Raw genomic sequence first — 20,365 nt, forward strand, 5'->3', positions numbered from 1 at the left:
CGATACCACTGCGCCGCGGATCATGCGAACTGCTCCAACCGGCGAGCCCTAGTGGCCGTGGCGGCCGATCTGCATCGGTTGCACATCGACATCCATGCTTTGCACCTGCGCGATAGGCGGCGCCTGCACGGTGGGCGCGATCTCGCGCGCCTCGCGCGAACTCACCGCGATCGGCTTGTCGATCGCCGCCCGCGCATCGACCCCGGCCCACTGCATCGCCTCGCCCTGCCCGCGCACCGCGAACAACTTGTCCGGCTGCTGGAACAGCACGCTGTCGATCGCCGGCAGATGATTCTGCTTGGCCGCCACGGTCAATGCGGCCGAGGCGTTGTCGAGCTGCTGCTCGCCAAGGTTCCAGCCGTGCTGGCCGTTCAACACGCCCATCTGCTGGCGCGCCTGGCCGAACAGCGCGTGATCGGGATTGCGCGCATCGTTGAGCCGGTAATGCACCTGCGGCGTATGCACCGGCGCGTCGTCGCCGAAAGTCCGCGGCGGATGCGCGTTGCGGTCGAGCATGCCGCGCAGGTCGTCGAGCGCATGCTGATCCTCCTCGGTCACCGGCCCGTGTTCGATGAAGGCGCGGTCCTCGTCGGTCTCGGGCGCCTCGCGGTCGCGGTATTCGCCTTGCGCATCGAGTTCCCACTCGTGCGAGCAATTCGCGCTGCGGCTGACCAAACGCAGATTGCTGGTGTCGTTGTACAGATTCAGCGCTTCGGCCTTGCTGATCGAACCGCCGGCTTGCTCGATCCGCTCGCGCGCCACGTCCTCGAACGGCCGGACATGGTCGATGTCGAAGGCGTCGCGGGTCACCAGTTGCCGGGTCGCCGGGCACTGGAACAGGTGCACGTTGCGCCGCGAGCCGTCCTCGTCGGAGACCATTTCGACCGAGCCGGCGTAATGCTGCGACAGTTGGTGTTCGAACCATTTGCCCTGTACGCGGGTGTCGAAACTCAAGGTCGAACGGCCGTCGTCAAGGGTCCACGGCTGGTTGAGCGTGGTGGCGGTGCGGCGGGCGGCATCGCGCTGCGGATCGAACGCCGGATGCGCTTCGTTGGGGTCGTAACGGAAATGCTGATCGGACCAGTTGCGCCATGCGTCCGAGTCCAGGCCCTGTGCGAGCGCGCGCTCGGCGCTGTTGCGGGCGCGGTTGATCACGCCGGGCAGCGCGCGCAAGTTGCTGACGTCGTTGTAGGCCTGCTGGGCGTCGGCCATGCTGACCGTGCCGACGTCTTGCAGGTGCTGTTTCCACGGCCGCTCGTGATCGATATCGAGCGCTTCGGCGGTATGCCAGGTATCGCTTTCGCGATTGCGGTACAGCAGCAGATTGTGCTGGCCGGCGCTGACCGGCACCACGTCCATGTGCGCGCTCGCCCAGTCGTTGCGCATGTAGTGCACGGTCGAATCGTAGAACGCCAGGCCGGTGCGGCTGGCGTCGGGATTCCAGGTGCGCTGCTGCAAGTCGGGGCCGTGCACGGGCGGCTGCATGTCGTCCCAGGTCGCGAGCTGCACGTGGCTGCCGCCGCTGAGGGTTTGTCGATAGGTTCCCATTCGATGGGGGTCCTTTGGCTTTGATGTCTGCACAAACGCGATCGGCGCGAACGGGCGGCCATCGATGCGCTCTATGCGAGCGTGCATGCGCGCCGGGCTCGCGCGGACACGGCGGACTGTGATGAATATCGGATTTGCTTGTTCGGACTACGCCATCACCATCGGCTCGGGCGTGATCGCGTATCGGTGAATCGACGCGATCATCCCAACTCGCGCAAGATCGCCTGATTCTTGCCCATCCGCTTGGCTTCGTACAGAGCGAGATCGGCGGCTTCGAGCAAGGTTTCGTGCGATTCGACGTGACTCAACGAGCAGGTCGCGCCGCCGACGCTGACGGTGACGCGTTCCAGCGGTGCGCCGCGATTGGGAATACCGAGTTGGTAGACGCTGGCGCAAATCAGGTCGGCTACCTGCTTGGCGCCTTCCATCGAGGTCGCCGGCAGGATCAGCGAGAACTCCTCGCCGCCGAAGCGCGCCGCCACATCGGCCGGGCGATGCGCGCAGCGCTGGATCTCGCTGGCGACGGTCTTGAGCGCTTCGTCGCCGGCCAGATGGCCGTAGACGTCGTTATAGGCCTTGAAGTTGTCGACATCGATCATCAGGATCGAGAAATCGCGGCGTTCGCGCGCGGCGCGGCGCCATTCCTGATCCAGGTAGCGGTCGAGGTAACGCCGGTTGTTGAGCCCGGTCAGGCCATCCACGTCGCTGAGCCGGCGCAGGGTCTCGTTCATTTCCAGCAGCTTCTGCTGGCTTTCGTGCAGCGCCTGATAGGCCAGATCGCGCTCGACCTGATTGAGATAGGACTGCGAGTAATGCCGCACCCGCGCGATCAGTTCGATCGGATCGGGCAGCTTGACCAGATAGTCGGTCGCGCCGGTCGCGAACGCCTGGCTCTTGACCGCCGCGTCTTCCTTGCTCGACAGCACCACCACCGGCACGCTGCTCAGGCCTGGATGCAGTTTGTACAGATGCACCAGGGTCATGCCGTCGACGTCGGGCATGATCAGGTCCTGCATGATCACTGTGGGCTGCAGCGATTCGGCCATCGCGACCGCGTCGCTCGCGGAGCCGCAGTAATGGAAATCGATGTCGCGTTCCTTGGCCAGCGCGCGACGCACCGCCTCGCCGATGAAGGGCTGGTCGTCGACCAGCAGCACCACGATGCGACGTTCGTGCGGCAGTCCCGTGGGACGGAGGCTGGGAGGCAGGGTCATGGGCTTGTGTTCCTGGTGTCTCCGAAGAGGAATTCCAACTTCGAAGCGATTGCATTCAGCGGAAGAATATCGACCGCGGCGCCGCGGTCGGCGGCGGCCTTCGGCATGCCGTATACGGCGCTGCTGGCCTGGTCCTGGGCGATGGTGTGATGGCCGCGCAGACGCAGCGCCTGCAAGCCCTTGGCGCCGTCGCGGCCCATGCCGGTCAACAGCACGCCGACGATGTCGCCGGGCCAGTTCGCGTTGATGCTGTCGAAGAACACGTCGACCGACGGACGATAGGGTTGATCGACCGGATCGGGCGTGTACGCGAGCGCGCCGCGCTGGTCGAGGATCAAGTGTTCGTTGGTGCCGGCCAGCAGCACCGTGCCGGCGAGCGGCCGGTCGCCGGCCATGGCCAGGCGCACCGGATTGGGCGAGAAGCGATTGAGCCACTCGGCCATGCTCAAGGCGAATTTTTCGTCGATGTGCTGGACGATCACGATCGCGGCCGGAAACTTCGCCGGCAAACCCCCGAGCAGATCGGCCAACGCGGCCGGGCCTCCGGCGGACGCGCCGATCGCGATCAGGCGCCGCGCGCCGGAGCCGCGCACCAGCGGCGCGCGCTTCGGCGGCGCCGGCGCATCTCCGATCAAGCGGCCGATCAGGTCGATCTTGGCCAGCAGTTGCCGCACGCCGACCGAGTTGTCGACGCCCAGCGAGGGAACATCGGTGGCGTCCATCGCGCCGTGGCCCATGGCCTCGAACACCAGTGGCGCGTTGCCGCCGACGCTGGCGGTCACGATCAGGATCGGGCACGGGCTCGCGGCCATGATCCGGCGCGTGGCTTCGACTCCACCGATGCCTGGCATCAGCAGATCCATCAGCACCAGATCGGGAACGTCCTGCGCGCAGCGCTCGACCGCCTGCTCGCCGCTGGACGCGGTCCAGGCCACGCTGTGTTCGCCGCGCACGCCGATCGCGCGGCGCAGCGCCTCCACCACCAGGGCCAGATCGTTGACGATGGCGATCCTCATGCCGAGGCCTCGCCGATCAAGTCGACCACCGCCTGCAACAACGCCTCTTCATGGAACCCGCCCTTGGTCAGATAGAAATCGGCGCCGGCGTCGAGACCGCGGCGGCGGTCCTCCTCGCGGTCCTTGTACGACACGATCATCACCGGCAGCGCGCGCAGGCGCGGATCTTTCTTGATCAGGCCGACCAGTTCGATGCCGTCCATGCGCGGCATGTCGATATCGGTAACCACCAGATCGAAATGCCCCGAACGCACCGCGTTCCAGCCGTCCATGCCGTCGACCGCGACCTCGACCGCATAGCCGCCGTTCTCGATCAGCTTGCGCTCGAGTTCGCGCACGGTCAGCGAATCGTCGACCACCAGCACGCGCTTGCGCGTCACCGTCTGCGCGTGGTCGTGGTAACGCAATTGGGTCAGACGACCGGTGGACACCAGGCGTTCGACCGAACGCACCAGATCGTCCACGTCGACGATCAGCACCGGCGTGCCGTCGTCGAGCAAGGCGCCGGCGCTGATGTCCTTGACCTTGCCGAGCTGGCCGGGCAACGGCTGCACCACCAGTTCGTTGACGCCGATGAAGCGTTCGACCGCCAGTCCGTATTCGTGCCCGCCGCCGCTGGCCGCGACCACGATCACTTGCAGTTGTTCCGGCGAGGTCTGCGCTTCGGCGCCGCCGAGCACCTGCGCCGCCGACACCAGGCCGATGCTGCGCGCGTTCAATTGGAAATGCTGCCGCCCTTCCAGCCACTGCACCTGCTCGCGCGGGACCATCGCGGTGCTGCTGATCTGGGTCAGCGGGAACGCATACGGCTCGCCGCCGATCTCCACCACCAGGCCGCGCAGCACCGAGGTGGTCAATGGCAGTTGCAGTTGGAAACGCGAGCCGCCGCCGGGCCGCGACGACAGCCGCACGCTGCCGCGCAGTTCCTTGACCATGGTCTGGACCGCGTCGAGGCCGACGCCGCGTCCGGAAATCTCGGTGACCACCTCGCGCAAGGTGAACCCGGGCAGGAACAGGAACTCCATAAGTTCCGCCGGGCTCAGACGCGAGGCGGTGTCGGCATCGGTAAGGCGGCGCACGACGACGGTCTCGCGGATGCGCTCTAGGTCGATGCCGCGGCCGTCGTCTTCGACCACGATTTCCAGCAGGCCCGACACGTGGTGGGCTTCGAGCCGGATCGTGCCCGCATCGGGCTTGCCGGCGGCGCGACGCGACTCGATCGCTTCGATGCCGTGATCGACCGCGTTACGCAGCAGATGCGCGAGCGGCGCTTCCAGGCGCGCGAGCACGTCGCGGTCGACCTGGGTCTTGGCGCCGGCGATCTCGAGTTGCGCCTGCTTGCCCAGTTCGCGCGCCAGGTCGCGGACCATGCGCTTGAAGCCACGGGTGCCGTCGGCGAACGGGCGCATATGGCTGGACAGCGCTTCGTCGTACAGCCGATGAGCGACGCTGGCGGCGCGGCGTTCGAACAGATCGAGCTGAGCGATGCGATCGGTCAACAGGCGTTGCGATTCGGCGATCTGCGAACGCGCCTGGGTCAGCAGCGCGGCGGCGTGCTGATCGCGCGCCAGACCGGGCGCGACCTCGGCCAGCCGGTCCAGCGCGGTGGCGCTGTCGCGCTGCAGGCGCTTGAGCCGCCCGAGCGAATGGATGTACGGGTCCAGCCAGCGCGACGCGACCAGCGATTCGCCGGCCAATCCGAGCAGGCGATTGAGGCTGCGCGCGGTGATGCGCAGGACCCGTTCTTCGCCGATCGGATCGCCGACAATTTCATTGCGCGGCGGTTCGGTGTGATGCGATTGGATTTGGTTCGCTTGGGCTTTGTCTGCTTGAGCGAGAGGTGAATTGGCGAGCGGCGTTTCGGTGCGCGGCGCGGCGGTAGGTACGCGCGCGGGGCTGACGCCCGAGCGCAACGCTTCAGCCAGCACTTCGCAATAGCGCTTCGCCTCGGGCGCATCGTCGCGCATCCACGGCTCGGCCTCCTCGGCCGGGGTCGCGGCGATGCGGCTGAGCAGATCGACGCCGTTGAACAAGGCATCGATCGCGGCATGATCGAGGACCAGCCGACGTTCCTGCGCCGCGACCAGACAATCCTCCATCGCATGCGCGATGGTCACCGCCGCCGACAAGCCGACCACCCGCGCCGCGCCCTTGACCGAATGTGCCGCGCGCATGCACGACTCCAGTTGCGCGGCGGCATCGGGCTGGCCTTCCAGCACCAGCAGGCCATCGGTCAGCAACTGCGCCTGCCCGTCCACCTCCATGCGGAACAGGTCGTGCAGCGAAAAATCCCGCAGGTCGCCTGTGCTCATCCCAGCCGCCGATTGATTGCGCTCAGCATCAAGCCGTCATCGAGCAAACCCACGCTGCGGGCTTCCATCGCCAGCACGCCGGTGCTGAACGCCGCGCTGGCCAGGGCGACGGTGCCGGGCACCTCGCCGACAAGCGCCGGATCGTAGCGATGCGCGCCATGCACTTCGTCGGATTCGAACGCCAGCCGCTGGTCCTGCAGCGACAGCACCACCAGTCGTCGGCCGAGCACGCTGGCCGCGCTGGCGGACGAGCGCTCCGGATCGGTCCGCGCCGCGTCTATCTGCAGCAGGGATTCGAGCGCCACGCACACCGTCAGCTGCCCGCGCACATTGACCAGACCGCGCACCAGGCCTTCGCGACGATGCGGCAGGCTGTGGATCGGGCGCGGCTCCAGCACTTCGTCGACGATCGCCGCGGGCAGCCCGAGCCATTCGCCACCGAGGCGGAACACGAACAGCGAGCGGGTCAGCGAGCGCAGGTCATCGGCCTTGGCCGCGACTTCGCCGGTAGCACGGTTTAGCGCGTCGGAATCGGGCGCGCGGCCGAGCAGTTGCGCGACTGGGCTGGTCGAGGCGTCGATGGCGGGATGATCGGTCATCGATGCGGTCCTATCGGCTCGTCGCCGTGCGGCAACGCTGCGCGCGCAGTCGCAGCACGCGGCCGGCGGCCGCATCGCCACGGGTTTCCAGCAACAGGGCCAGATGCATCAACGCTTCCTCGTGGCAGGGATCCAGGTACAAGGCCTTGCGCAGATGGTCCTCGGCCTGGGCATCGCGGCCCATCGCGCCGTGGATCAGCCCGGACAGGTACAAGGCGCGCACCGACGGCCCCTGCGCCTGCAGATACGCTTCGCAGGCCGCGGCAGCTTCGACGAAACGTCCGCCATCGGCGAGGGATTGCGCGGTGTCGAGCAGCGAGGATTGCGTGGCGGCGGCGGGCGCCGGCTTGGCCGAGGTCGACGTAAGTGTCGGCGGCGCGGGCTTCGGTCGCGATGGCGACGACGCCCGCGGCGGCGAGGCAGGTGTGAACGCAAGCGGCGTGGCCGCGCGCCGCGTCGGCTCGCTCGCGACACGCTTGTCGGCGACGTATTTGTTTGCACCGGACGCCATGCCCGCATTCGGATTCGACGCGGGCGCTGCCTTGCGAAACGCGAACGCCATCGGGAACTGCGCCGAGGTCATACCGCGCGACAGCAGCAGACTCGCCTCGGACGGACCGACGTACAACAGCCCTTCGGGTTTCAGCAGCCGCGCAAGAATCTCGACCGTGCGCACCTGGGTCGGCTCGTCGAAATAGATCAGCAGATTGCGGCAGAAAATCGCATCGTAACGCGCTTCGCCCGGCAGGAAACCCAGGTCGAGCACGTTGCCCTGGATGAAATTGACCCGAGCGCGGATCGAGGCCGGCAACTGCCAGCCGCCGGCCTCGGCCTGAAAATGCCGGTCGCGAAATCCCAGGTCACCGCCACGGAAGGAATTGTTGCCGTACAGCCCGCGCCGCGCCTTGGCCAGCGCCTGTTCGCTGATGTCGATCGCGTCGATGTCGAGCCGTTCGATCGGAAACCCCGCTTCGAACAGGCTCATCACCATCGTGTAGGGTTCTTCGCCGCTCGAACACGGCAGGCTCAGCAGCCGCAGCCGCTCGCCCGGATGAGTGACAGCCCACAGCGGATCGAAATGCCGGGCCAGAGTCGCGAACGCCTGCGCGTCGCGGAAGAACCAGGTCTCCGGCACCACCACCGCTTCGATCAGTTCCTGCTGTTCGAGCGCGGAATCGCGCAGCAATTGCCAGTAGTCGACCAGGCCGGCGCGACCGCAGGCGGTCATCCGCCGCTGCACCGCGCGCTCGACCAGGGTCGGGCCGATGGTGCTGGCATCCAGCCCCATCGTGTCCTTGAGCCATTGCTGGAAGCCGTCGAGTCTCATGCCTCCGCCGCCGCGGCCTGGAACAGCAGCTCGCGCACCGATTCGGGCAACAGCTCGCGCACGCCGATCAGTTGAATCGGCCCGCGCGCATCGCTGGCGACCGGGCCCAGGTAGGACGCATCCGGGTTGTCGATGCCACTGGCTTCGAATTCGTGCGCATCGCGGCGCAGGGTTTCCAGCACCTGCTCGGCGATCAGGCCGAGCTTGCGCATGCGGCCGTCGTCGCCCGGGTAATCCACCACGATGATCCGCGTGCTCAGCAAAGCTCGCGCCGCGCGTCCCAGCGCCAACTGGCACAGATCGATCACCGGCACCAGTTCGCCGCGGCAATCGAACAGGCCGGCCACCGCGGGCGGCGCCTGCGGGATCGTCTTGACCCGCACCAACGGCAGCACCGACACGACCTGCGCCGCGTCGATGGCGTAGCGGTCGCGATCGAGATGGAACACCAGCAATAACACGGCATCGTTCTCCCGAGCCTGAGTCCGCGTAACCATCACTGCGCCTGCTTCGACCAACCTGCTTCAGCCCGCGCGATCAAGCCAGCAGCTTGAACTTCGACACGCCGTCGCGCAGACCGGCGCTGACCTGATGCAGCTCGTCGATCGCCTGATTGGATTGCTTGAGCGCGTCGACCGTCTGCTGCGCGGCCTCGCTGAGCTGGGCCAGCGCCAGATTGATCTGCTCGGCGCCGGCGGTCTGCGCCTGCACGCCTTCGTTGACGGTTTCGAAGCGCGGCACCATCGCCTGCACGTGCTCGATCACCTTCGACAACTGGCCGCCGACCTTCTGCACGTCGCCGGTGCCGCGGCGGACTTCCTCGGAAAACTTGTCCATGCCCATCACGCCGGCCGACACCGCCGACTGGATCTCGCGCACCATCTGCTCGATGTCGAGGGTGGCGACCGCGGTCTGATCGACCAGACGACGGATTTCCACCGCCACCACCGAGAATCCGCGGCCGTATTCGCCGGCCTTCTCGGCCTCGATCGCGGCATTGAGCGACAGCAGATTGGTCTGGTCGGCGACCTTGGTGATGGTGGTGACGACCTGGCTGATGTTGCTGGCCTTCTCGGCCAGCACCGCGAGCTTGCTGCTGATCGCCGCGGTCGCGTCGATCATCCGGCCCATGGTGTCTTCCATCTGCGCCACGCCTTCCTGGCCGTCGCCGGCGAGGTCGGCGGTCTGCTCGGCGCTGCCGGCGACGTCGCGCATCGCCCGCGCCAGTTCCTTGGAGGTGGCGGCGATCTCGCGCGAGGTCGCGCCGATCTCGGTGGTGGTCGCGGCGATCTGGGCGGCGGTGGCGTGCTGTTCGCGCAGGGTCGCGGTGATCTCGTTGATCGAGGAATTGACCTGGATGCCCGAGGTCTGGATCTGCCCGACCAGTTCGGACAGGTCCGTGCTCATGCGGTCGTAGCCCTGCGCGACCGCGCCGAACTCGTCGCTGCGGGCGAAGCCCAGGCGCTGGCTGAAATCGCCCTTGGCCATCACCGCCGATGCGCGCGCCAACTGGTCCAGCGGCCGGGTGATCGCCCGCCACAGGAAGAAACCGGCCAGCACCGCCAGCAACAGCGCGCCGGCGAACGCCAGGGCGATGCCGAACTGAGCCGACTTGACCGCGTCGTCGATGCGGATGCCCGAGGCCACCGACTGCTTGTAGTTGTACTGGATGATCGAACGGATCTGTTCGGCCGACTGGCGGAAGGTCGGGGCGATCCGCGAACGCAGCGCCTGCTGCAGCGCTTGATCGCTGGTTTCGCCGGCCTTGATCAACTCAGGCTGCAGCGCGAATACCGAGGCGGCCAGGCGGCCGAACTGCTCGAAGCTGCGTCGGTCGTCGGCCGCATGGATGGTCGCCCGATAGCGTCCCATCGCCTCCTCGAACGCGTCGTGGCGGGCGCGCAGACTCGCCACCGCCTCCGCCCGGTCGCTCGCGGCCGGCGCCGACAACCCATGCAGGGCGCTGTAATAGGCATGCCATTCGGTCTCGATCGTGCCCGAGGAATACAGCCCGGGAATCGAATCGCTGCGCAGGGCGGTTTCTTCGATCTTGATGTGATTCAGCCGCTGCAGAGCGAGTCCGCCCATCAGCACCATCACCGCGATAATCATCGCGAAACTGAACATGATCCGCTGGCGGATCGTGAATTGGCTCATGACCGGTTCCCGTTGTGTCGTCCGAACGCCCTGCCCGCGCGCCCTGGCGATGGCCGAACGGCGGCCACGCCGATTAAGGTATGTGCTTGATTCGACTGGAGTCCGGTCGTCTCAGGCCGACGCCGTCGACCTGCTCCAGTACGTATATTCTTGCAGCATAAGTTATACCTGACGCCAGTAATTGGCACTTTAAATACTCAGTTTATGAGGCTTATCGACACTATGGCCGATGACGGTCCGGCCGGTAAGGGTGTATTCCCCCAGACTGGGCCGCACACGGGTCCGGCGTACGCGGAGCGGAACGCGGTCGTTGCGCGGCTGTGAATCTGTTAGGGCGAACGGCGGCAGCGAGGGCGGTCTCGGGCGCGTGGTTAACCGATCGCGTGGCGGCACGGGCGAGCGTCACGACTGATGCCGGTGGTCGTCACTGCGGGCCGGCTGGATCGGCCAGCGGTTTGCGCGGGTGTTCGCGCTTGCATCGCAGGCGGCGCGAGCGAGGGGCGCTCGATGTGCTTGCGTCGTGGGTGTGGTGTCGTGGTCGCGGCTTGCGCCGCTCCTATAGGGGACACTGCACGGACCAGCGAGGCCTGGGTGGGCCTCGGGTGACCGATCGGCTCGATGCCCGCGCCCGGCTTATTTTCCCACCGACGACTTCGCCGCGATCGGAACGTACAAGGCGCTGGGATGCTGCGCGTCGTGGTACAGCGCGACCGTGACCTTGCGCGCGTCCTTGCCGGATTCTTCCGCGACCACGCCGCCGCTGTTGTAGTTCTTCTGCATGCTCAGGCTGTTGAGCGGCGCGATCACCAGCCGCAGGCGGCTGCCCTTGGCCAGGCGCCGCGCGGTGAAGTTGAAACGCTCGAAGTCGTAGCGTTCGACCTGACCGGGCACGACCAGCTCAGGTTGACGCAGGCTCTTGCGATAACGCGCGCGCATCAGTTCCTGGGCCAGAAACACGCTGCCACCGTCGGCCTTGACTTCATAGATCTTCGCCGCGAAATCGGTGTCGGGCTGATCCAGCGCGATATACGCCGACAGCTTGAAGAAACCGGCGATATCGGTGTCGCGTTCCAGCGCGGGCGTGTGATAGATCAGTTGCTTGCCCGATGACATCACCAGCCCGCGTTGGTCAGTCAGATAGGCGTAGGTCGGCGTAAGCACGTCCGGCCGGTCCTCGTATTCCAGCGGACTGGTATCGAGCGGATCGTAGACGTAGCGATCGATGCCGCCGACGGACTGAGTTGCGCGCAATTGCCCCGATTCGAATATGTCGTTGGCCCGCCCTCGCGAATCCAGATACCAGGCCTGGGTGCTCACGGTGACCGCCGACAACGACGGCGCGTAACGCCAGGCCTCTTCGCCGACCACGTAGAACGCGACCTTGTCCTTGAGGAACTCCGGTTTCCTGGCCTGCTTCATCGTCCAGTCGTACCAGGCGACATGCAACGCGTTGATATCGACCAGCGAGGCCTCGCCGAACTTCAGGCCGCCGACCTCGGCCTGCGGGCTGCTGGTGCCGGTGTGGTCCCACGGTCCGATCACCAGGTAATGCATGGCCTTGGCGCGCTCGTTGCCGTAGCGCATATGGCCCTTGTAATAACTCATCGCACCGGGCTGGTCGTCGTCGTAATGGCCAGTGACGCTGAGGATCGGCACGCTCAGCTTGGCGTATTGCTCCGGCGTGGGACGGTGGCTGTCCCAGTACGCGTCCTGGTACGGATGCGCGTTCCAGGTCTGGAAGGTCGGCGACGGGTTACCGATGTATTCGTCGAGCTGCGTGTACGGCGCATGCGCCTCGTACCAGCGCCGGTACTGCGAGGCCCAGAAGCCGAAGTCGCCGAAGATCCGGTCCTGCGAAGTGTGGCCGCTGACGAAGGTCAGCCACTGCATGTTGTAGGTGTAGGGAATGTTGTTGAGGATCGGGAAGTCGACGCCCGGCCCGACCGACGCGATCGGCACGATCGTGGCCAGATGCGGCGGCAATTCCTTCACCGTGGCCCATTGCGCATAGCCCAGGTAGGAGCCGCCGCTCATCGCCACCTTGCCGTTGCACGAGGGCTGCCCCGCCAACCATTCGACCACGTCGTGACCGTCGCGCGCCTCCTGCAGCAATGGAGTGAACTCGCCTTCGGAGTTGCCACGTCCACGCACGTCGACCGCGTAATAGGCATAGCCATGACTGGCGAAGTACTTGCCGCGTTCGTGATTGCGCTGCGCGGTGTACGGGGTCAGCGAGAACACGCAGGGGCCGGCGCGCTTGAGTCCGCGCGGCAGGTATCGGGTCGCGCTGAGCTTGACTCCGTCGCGCAAGGGAATCCGTACGTCCCAGCGGAAATCGAACGCTCCGAGTTCAGTCTTGTCGCCGGGCTTGGCGTCGGGCTTGACGTCCTGTGCGCATGCATTCATGGACACGAGGCTCGCGGACGCGAGTAGTCCGCCGAGCATCCAGCTTGCGACGCCTGCCTTCATGGTTGCGCTCCGTCACGAGAGGTAACAAACAGCGAAAGTCGCCGCTCCGCGCATCGCGGGCGATGCGGTGACTCGCGCGGGCGAGACTTCGATTGGGCGCAGGCTAGCAGACCCGGGCCGCGCGGCATCGTGCCGGAATTGCGAAAAACGCACGCGCAGCGAACCGCGCAGGCTCGCCGCGCGGTTTAGCGCATACCGCCTCGCACCGGCCAGTAGAAACTGGCCAGACGACGCCACGACTCAGCGTCCCAGCAGATCCTGGGTATTGGCCGCGTTGTTGATCACGTTCGACAACGGCAGCAGCTGATTGACGAAGCGGTTCCAGCGGGTCACCCCGGCCGGACCGACGAACACCACATCGCCGGGCCGCACCGCGAACTGACTCGCGAGCGCGTACGAGGCCGGCGATTTGGCGTTGAGGTGATAGATCGTCGCCGGTTTGCGCTGCATGTCCTCGACCCCGCGGATCACATACACCGCCTCGCCCTTGGAGGTCTGCGGATTCAGCCCGCCGACCCGGCCCAGGGCTTGGGTCAGGGTCATATCGGTGGTCTTGAAGTTGAGCGCCTGCGGGCGCATCACCTCGCCGACCACATACACTTCCTTGCGATCGTTGTACGGCAGGAACAGATGATCGCCGGCCTTGAGATAGATGTCGGGCGCGTTGCTGTCGCCGCGATTGAGCGCATCCAGATCGAGCCGGTATTGCCGTCCCGCGCGCGTCAGCACAAGTCCGGACAGATCCGCGCGCAAGGGATCGACGGTCGCAGCGCCGATCGCCTGCGACAAGGTCAACGGCGTGGCGGTGATCGGCTGGCGTTCGGTCTTCACGAACGCGCCTTGCAAGGTCACCCGCTGGCTGCCGTAGTCGATGATGCTGACGTCGACCTGCGGGCTCTCGACCACCCGCGCGATGCGCTGGGTGATGATCGTGCGCAATTCCTCGATGGTCTTGCCGCGCGCCTCGACCACGCCGACGTAGGGATAGAACAAGGTGCCGTCGGGCCGGACCAGGCGTCCGTTCGCCGCCGGCTGCTGCTGGGTGCCGGCCGGCGAAGTGAGTTCGGGATGATCCCAGATGGTGATGTACAAGGTATCGCCAGCGCCGATGCGGTACGGCTCGGGCTGATAGCTCAGCAACTCGGTGGGCAGCGCCGCGGTCGCGCTGGCCGCATGCTCGCTCGCCAGGAACTGCGGGGTGATCGTGACCAGCTGGATGTGCCCGTCCTCGATCGTCTTGCCGGGCGCGAACTGCTTGGGCGACATGTACTGCCCTGGCGCCCACATGCAGCCGCTGAGTCCGGCGATGGCGGTCAGAGCCATGGCGCGCGAAAACTTTCTCATGAGTGGATCGTCTCTAAGTCGCGAATTCGAGGTGAGAACTCTGGGTGAGAACTCAAGGTCAGACGCGCGCGTTGAATCGACGATCCTGTCGACGCGACGTTGCGATTCGATGGATGGACGCGGCCGGCGTGGCGATGCGCGGCGAGCGATGCAGACAGTCGACTGCGCGGGCGAAGCAGTCGCGGTACGGATCTTGCATGAAACCTCAACGATGAAATCGATCTTGTCGCCCTGTCGCGAAAGTATAGCGAGCGCTCTCACCTCATCGCCGCGATGATCGGAACGCGATCACGTTTTCGCCATCGGATGCGACCCGGGTACAGCTTGCATTCGGAATACGGCTGTTTTTACGCTGCATTTGACGTTTATTTAACGACCGCATCGCATTGTCGATGCGACGTCACATGTCGCGTATGCCCCGCCCAGCAAGCCTGCGCGCTCATGCCGCAAACATCGCGGTGACTTGCGTCACGCCTTCATCGCGAAAAATCACGTGCGTGTTGACCCTGTCATGGCCAGCTCTTACATTTTCGGCCGTCACATCCGATGTGCCGCACATCGATGCACGCACGATCGCAAGACAAGAAATCTTCGCGACCGTCGCCGTTGTGTAATGAAAGTTCTGAAACGATAGCTCCGCAACGATTGAGGTCTCATAACGTGTGTTCCGTCGAGTTCTGATCGTATGCGTCGGCAATATCTGCCGAAGTCCCACCGCTGAAGTGCTGTTGCGCCAACAACTCCACGACCTGGACGTCACCGTCGAATCCGCGGGACTGGCCGCCGTCAAGGGCCATCCGATCGACGCCACAGCGCAGGCTGTGCTCACTCAACATGGAATGTCGGGGCAATCGCACATTGCTCGACAGATCGACCGCGCGATGATCGACGCGGCCGATCTGGTGTTGACCATGGAACCATGGCATGTCGATGCCGTGCTCCGGATTTCGCCGCATGCGCGAGGCAAGACGTATCTGCTCGGGAAATGGCTGGACAACGCCAGCATCCCCGATCCGTACCGGCAATCGCACAGCGTTTTCGAACAGTCCTACCAGTTGATCAGCTCAGGGGTGAGTAGCTGGCGGGGCTATCTATAAGTTGTCGCATCGCGGTTCGCGGCAGGCTTCACTTAACAGGTACTCACCCTAATGTCGGCAGTATCCACGCCACCTGGCTCGCGCCAGGACAGCAACGACGAGATCGATCTGGCCGCGTTGCTCGGCACCTTGCTCGACCATCGCTGGCTGATCGGCATCGTCACCGCGGCCGGCTTCGCGCTGAGCCTGATGTACGTGCTGCTGGCCTCGCCGGTGTATCAGGCCAATGCGATGGTGCAGGTGGAGTCGAACTCGCCCACCCTGCCCGGCCTGACCGCGGTGTCGCAGGCGCTGACCGATTCGGCGCCGCAGGCGGTCACCGAGATCGCGCTGATGACCTCGCGTACCGTGGTCGGCAAGGCCGTCGACGATCTCAAGCTTGACGTGCAGGTCGAGCCCAAGCGCTTTCCCTTGATCGGCTCGTTGCTGGCGCGGCGCTATCAGCCCGCGGCGCCGGGCGATCTGGCCTCGCCGTGGCTCGGCATGAACAGCTACGGCTGGGGCGGCGATACCCTGGCGCTGTCGCAGTTGAGCGTGCCCGAGGAACTGGTCGCCAAGCCGCTGCTGCTGGTCGCCGCCGAAGCTGGCGCGTACGCACTGTATGACGACGAAGACAATCTGTTGCTCAACGGCAAGGTCGGCGAGAAAGCCAGCGCGGGCACGGTCAGCTTGCGGGTGGAACAGATGAGCGCGCATCCGGGCATGCGCTTCGAGATCACCCAATTGCCGCGGCTGGCGATCCTCACCTCGCTGCAGAACAACCTGACCGCGAGCGAGAAGGCCAAGGACTCGGGCATCATCCAGCTCAGCTACGAGAACGGCGATCCCGATCTCGCGGTGGCCACGCTGGACGCGATCACCCGCCAGTACACCCGCCAGAACGTCGAGCGCAATTCCGCCGAAGCCGCCAGCAGCCTGCAGTTCGTGCAGAGGCAGTTGCCGAACGTGCGCGCCGATCTGGAGAAGGCCGAGCACGCGTTGGCCGAGTATCAGTCGCAGGCGCATACCGTCGATGTGACCTTGGAAGCCAAGTCGCTGCTCGATCAGGTCGTCGCGCTGGACAACAACGTTTCGCAATTAAAGCTGCAACAGGCCGAAGTCAGCCGCCGCTTCACCCCGCAGCATCCGGCCTATCGCGCCTTGATGGCGCAATTGGGCGAATTGGAAGGCAAAAAGCAGGAAATCAACGACCGCATCGGCGGCCTGCCGCAGACCCAGCAGCAATTGCTCGGGCTGACCCGCGAGGTCCAGGTCAGCACGCTCACCTACACCAATCTGTTGAATCAGGCGCAGCAACTCGACATCGCCCGCGCCGGCACGGTCGGCAACGCGCGCGTGGTCGACAAGTCGGTGGTCGATGTCAGCCAGCCGATCAAGCCCAAGCGCTTGCAGCTGCTGGTGATCGGCACCTTCCTCGCCGGTTTTCTTGCCGTCGCCTGGGTATTCCTGCGGCAGATGCTCAACCGCGGCATCGAGGACGTGAAGCAGATCGAGGAACTCGGCCTGCCGGTGTACGCCTCGATCCCGATGAGCGATTACCAACGCGACCACGAAAGCAACGGCCGCAAGCTGCACGGCAGCGGCAACGGACGCAGCAACCGCCCACACCTGCTGGCGCTGGACGCGCCGTCGGATCTGGCGATCGAAGCGATCCGCAGCCTGCGCACCTCGCTGCATTTCGCCCGGCTGGAAGCGAAGAACAACATCCTGATGATCTGCGGCTCCAGCCCCGGCGCCGGCAAGACCTTCGTCTCGACCAACCTGGCCGCGGTGATCACCCAGGGTGGCCAGCGCGTTCTGCTGATCGACGGCGACATGCGCCGCGGCACCCTGCACCGGGTGATGGGACACAGCAACGACAACGGCCTGGCCGACCTGCTGGCCGGCAAGATCGATCTGGCCACGGCCACGCGCGCGTCGGCCATCGACGGGCTGCATTTCATCCCGCGCGGCGAAGCGCCGCCGAATCCGTCCGAGCTGTTGATGCGCCCCAATCTGGCCGCGTTGCTGCAGACCACCGCGCAGCAGTACGACCTGGTGATCGTCGATACGCCGCCGATCCTGGCGGTGACCGACGCGGCGATCATCGGTCGCCACGCCGCGACCAGTTTGATGGTCGCCCGCTTCGGCCTGAATCCGGCCAAGGAACTGGCGCTGGCCAAACAGCGCTTCGAACACAACGGTATCGAACTGCGCGGCGCGATCTTCAACGCGGTCGAGCGGCGTCACGACACCCATTACGTCTACGGCTATCAGTACCAGGGCAAGACCGATGCGTGAGCATCCGGATGTCCTGCTCGCGAACCGGTGTCGCGCGGCCCGGAAGCGACGCGACCGTGGCCACGGGAACAGGCGATTCCAGGCGCGCGATCGCAATCAAAATGAGCGCCTCATAACGCATTGCAATGACGGCATGACCGGCACGCATCAATCGCTAACAACAGAAACATTTGCACGACACCATCAACCACGAAACATGTGTTTACAGCTTATGAACTTCGCGCACGTTTCGAGGAAGCAATCGTGAAAACAGCGATAAACTCCTTACCAACTCACAGTATCGCGCAACCCGAAGTGGCACGATGCAAGTCGAGGCGGAAACATCCGATTTCGCTCTACGCAACGCGCACCACATCGACTTGAGCACCGTGCATATACGGCTGCAGGGATGCGGCGGCAACAACAACGATAACAAGCCGGCATCGCCATAAGGTTTCAACAAGATCGAACGCTCCGCCAGATCGACAGGAGCAATGCGTAGCTGCGTTAAGAACAAAAGCACCAAAAGCAAAAGAACAGGATTGACCGAGGGGGCGGTCGTCGGCTGGTCACACCGAAGACTTTCCTTGGACTCACGGTCATGTTGAAAGAACAATTCGTCATAGCGTGCACGCTGACTTTATTGGTCACCTGCATCGCGATGTATGCGATGTACCCCGCCGCCAACGCGCTGGGGCTGATCGACCGTCCTAACGCGCGAAAAAAGCACAAAGGCCATATCCCGGTAATCGGCGGGCTGTGTTTCTTCGCCGGGCTGCTCGCCGGCGCGGTCTACCTGGGCCTGCACGATCGCTTCGCGCTGTGCCTGCTTGGCAGCGCCGCGCTGATCGTGGTGGTCGGCGCGGTCGACGACGCCCGCGACCTGAGCGTGCGCACCCGCCTGCTGGTGCAGACCGGCGCGGCCGCGTTGATGATGTCCGGTAGCGGCCTGTATCTGGATCAGCTCGGCGATCTGTTCGGCACCGGCGCGATCCGTCTGGGCTGGCTCGGCATTCCGGTCACCTTGATCGCGGTGGTCGGCATGATCAACGCCTTCAACATGCTCGACGGCATCGACGGACTCGCCGGCAGCCTGGCCCTGGTCTGCATCGGCGCGATCTTCCTGTTCGGCGGCGGCAACGCCGGCTCGAGCGGCGCGCTGCCGGTGCTGTTGCTGCTGTTCACCGCGTTGACGCCGTACTTGTTCGTCAATCTCGGCGGCGTGCCCGGACGCAAACTGTTCATGGGCGATGCCGGCAGCATGCTGATCGGCTACGTGCTCGCCTGGAGCCTGATCTACCTGAGCCAGCGCGGCTCGCCGCGCATCGACGCGGCCGAGGCGGCGTGGTGCGTGGCCCTGCCGGTGTTCGAAACCCTCACCGTGATGTACCGCCGCGTGCGCAAGGGCTTGTCGCCGTTCAAGCCCGATCGCCAGCATCTGCATTACATGTTGATCGACCAGGGACGCTCGCCGAACAACGCGCTGCTGACCATGATCGGCATCGCCTGCAGCCTGATCGCGCTAGGTTATGCGCTGCGCCAGCAACCGGTCGGGATCGGCCTGCTGCTGTTCGCCTCGGCGCTGTGCGTATATGCGATCAGCCTGTCGTACGGCGGAAAGCTCAAGCGCGCCCTGCTCGAGCCGGCCGCGGACAGCGATAACGAACTGGCGTTTTCGCCGCACAACCCGGGCAAGCTGCCCGAAGCCGAAGCGCCGGTGCCGCTGGCGTACGCCCGCAACGGCCTGGCCGGCGAACTCGCGGCCACGCCCGCGCCGATGCCCGTAGGAGCCATGCCGCACGCCGCGCGCACGATCAAGACCCTGTGCGTGTTCGGCACCCGTCCCGAAGCGATCAAGATGGGGCCGCTGGCGCTGATGCTGGCGCAGGACCCGCGTTTCGACGCGCGCGTGTGCGTGACCGGCCAGCATCGGCAGATGCTCGATCAGGTGCTGCAGTTGTTCGAGATCCAGCCGCATTTCGATCTGGACATCATGAAGCCCGGTCAGGATCTGACCGACATCACCACCGCGATCCTGACCGGCATGAAGAAGGTGCTGTCGGAACTCAAGCCCGATGTGGTGCTGGTCCACGGCGACACCTCGACCACCATGGCGACCACCCTGGCCGCGTACTACCAGCAGATTCCGGTCGCCCACGTCGAGGCCGGCCTGCGTACCGGCAACCTGTATTCGCCGTGGCCGGAAGAAGCCAACCGCAAGCTCACCGGCGCGCTGGCGTCGATGCATTTCGCTCCTACCGAACTGTCCGGACGCAACCTGCTCGACGAAGGCATCCCGACCGGGCGCATCCAGATTACCGGCAATACCGTGATCGATGCCTTGCGCGAAGTGCTGCTGCGGATCGAGAACACGCCGTCGCTGCGTCACGAACTCGAATCGCAGTTCGCCTTCCTCGATCCGAAGCGGCGGGTCGTGCTGGTAACAGGCCACCGTCGCGAGAGCTTCGGCGGCGGCTTCGAACGCATCTGCCACGCGCTGCGCGACACCGCGCTGCGCCACCCCGATGTCGACATCGTCTATCCGGTGCATCTCAATCCGCAGGTGCGCGAACCGGTCAATCGTCTGCTGCGCGACATCCCGACCATCCATCTGATCGAGCCGCTGGACTACCTGCCCTTCGTCTATCTGATGAATGCCGCGCACATCATCCTGACCGACTCGGGCGGCATCCAGGAAGAAGCGCCTTCGCTCGGCAAGCCGGTGCTGGTCATGCGCGACACCACCGAGCGTCCGGAAGCGGTGTCGGCCGGCACGGTCAAGCTGGTCGGCACCGACCGCAAGCTGATCGCCGACGGCATCACCGCGTTGCTCGACGATCGCGCCGCCTACGAGGCGATGAGCTTCGCCCACAACCCCTACGGCGACGGCAAGGCCTGTCAGCGCATCGTCGAAGCGCTGGCCCTGTTCAAGCACGGCGAATCGCGCCTGGCCGCCTGAGTTTCCTTCCCTTCGCCGCGGACCTTCGCGTCCGCGGCGGATACGACACCCATTGCGCCTCCCC

Annotated in this window: 13 protein-coding genes; 3 read left to right on the top strand and 10 right to left on the bottom strand. The window is 65.4% G+C overall.

The features are described from left to right. Window positions 1-48 precede the first annotated feature (48 nt). The 10 genes from ASD86_RS19330 to ASD86_RS19375 all read right to left on the bottom strand — a co-directional run bounded on the left by ASD86_RS19330 (window position 49) and on the right by ASD86_RS19375 (window position 13,986). Entirely contained in the window at window positions 49-1,548 is a 1,500-nt protein-coding gene (locus tag ASD86_RS19330) for an XVIPCD domain-containing protein (RefSeq protein WP_056114397.1), read from the bottom strand. A 200-nt stretch (window positions 1,549-1,748) separates the two neighbouring features. Beyond that, window positions 1,749-2,762, bottom strand: a complete 1,014-nt coding sequence (locus ASD86_RS19335; protein WP_056114399.1) for a diguanylate cyclase — start codon at window positions 2,760-2,762, stop codon at window positions 1,749-1,751. Next, window positions 2,759-3,778 (bottom strand): chemotaxis response regulator protein-glutamate methylesterase, encoded by a 1,020-nt coding sequence (locus ASD86_RS19340; protein ID WP_056114403.1) that lies wholly within the window; start codon window positions 3,776-3,778, stop codon window positions 2,759-2,761. Before ASD86_RS19340 ends, ASD86_RS19335 begins: the two co-directional genes overlap by 4 nt. Then, the gene (locus ASD86_RS19345) at window positions 3,775-6,090 is read right to left on the bottom strand and encodes a hybrid sensor histidine kinase/response regulator (protein ID WP_056114405.1); all 2,316 of its coding nucleotides are present in this window, start codon (window positions 6,088-6,090) and stop codon (window positions 3,775-3,777) included. Before ASD86_RS19345 ends, ASD86_RS19340 begins: the two co-directional genes overlap by 4 nt. Then, on the bottom strand, window positions 6,087-6,689 hold the full coding sequence (locus ASD86_RS19350) for a chemotaxis protein CheW (RefSeq protein ID WP_056114408.1): 603 nt from the start codon (window positions 6,687-6,689) through the stop codon (window positions 6,087-6,089). Before ASD86_RS19350 ends, ASD86_RS19345 begins: the two co-directional genes overlap by 4 nt. A gap of 10 nt (window positions 6,690-6,699) precedes the next feature. Further along, complete coding sequence (locus ASD86_RS19355) at window positions 6,700-8,016, bottom strand: protein-glutamate O-methyltransferase CheR (protein WP_056114410.1); 1,317 nt, start codon at window positions 8,014-8,016, stop codon at window positions 6,700-6,702. After that, window positions 8,013-8,513, bottom strand: a complete 501-nt coding sequence (locus ASD86_RS19360; RefSeq protein ID WP_056115189.1) for a chemotaxis protein CheW — start codon at window positions 8,511-8,513, stop codon at window positions 8,013-8,015. The genes ASD86_RS19355 and ASD86_RS19360 overlap by 4 nt, the downstream gene beginning before the upstream one ends. Window positions 8,514-8,553: 40 nt before the next feature. Next, window positions 8,554-10,173 carry a methyl-accepting chemotaxis protein gene (locus ASD86_RS19365; protein WP_056114413.1) on the bottom strand — a complete coding sequence of 540 codons (1,620 nt, stop codon included), beginning with the start codon at window positions 10,171-10,173 and terminating at the stop codon, window positions 8,554-8,556. 633 nt (window positions 10,174-10,806) lie between these two features. Further along, window positions 10,807-12,579 (bottom strand): CocE/NonD family hydrolase, encoded by a 1,773-nt coding sequence (locus ASD86_RS19370; RefSeq protein ID WP_162253703.1) that lies wholly within the window; start codon window positions 12,577-12,579, stop codon window positions 10,807-10,809. Between the two features lie 303 nt (window positions 12,580-12,882). Then, entirely contained in the window at window positions 12,883-13,986 is a 1,104-nt protein-coding gene (locus ASD86_RS19375) for a polysaccharide biosynthesis/export family protein (RefSeq protein WP_056114418.1), read from the bottom strand. Between the two features lie 662 nt (window positions 13,987-14,648). On the opposite strand from ASD86_RS19375, the gene ASD86_RS19380 reads away from it, so the two are divergent. From ASD86_RS19380 to wecB, 3 genes are all read left to right on the top strand, one after another. Next, window positions 14,649-15,083, top strand: coding sequence for a low molecular weight protein-tyrosine-phosphatase (locus ASD86_RS19380; RefSeq protein WP_056114423.1), 435 nt, complete (start codon window positions 14,649-14,651; stop codon window positions 15,081-15,083). A gap of 51 nt (window positions 15,084-15,134) precedes the next feature. Next, the gene (locus ASD86_RS19385) at window positions 15,135-17,363 is read left to right on the top strand and encodes a polysaccharide biosynthesis tyrosine autokinase (RefSeq protein WP_056114426.1); all 2,229 of its coding nucleotides are present in this window, start codon (window positions 15,135-15,137) and stop codon (window positions 17,361-17,363) included. 580 nt (window positions 17,364-17,943) lie between these two features. Further along, window positions 17,944-20,301 (top strand): UDP-N-acetylglucosamine 2-epimerase (non-hydrolyzing), encoded by a 2,358-nt coding sequence (gene wecB, locus ASD86_RS28315; protein ID WP_082578515.1) that lies wholly within the window; start codon window positions 17,944-17,946, stop codon window positions 20,299-20,301. Window positions 20,302-20,365: the final 64 nt, after the last annotated feature.

Origin of the sequence: Lysobacter sp. Root690, assembly GCF_001427785.1 — a bacterium.
GTDB lineage: Bacteria > Pseudomonadota > Gammaproteobacteria > Xanthomonadales > Xanthomonadaceae > Lysobacter.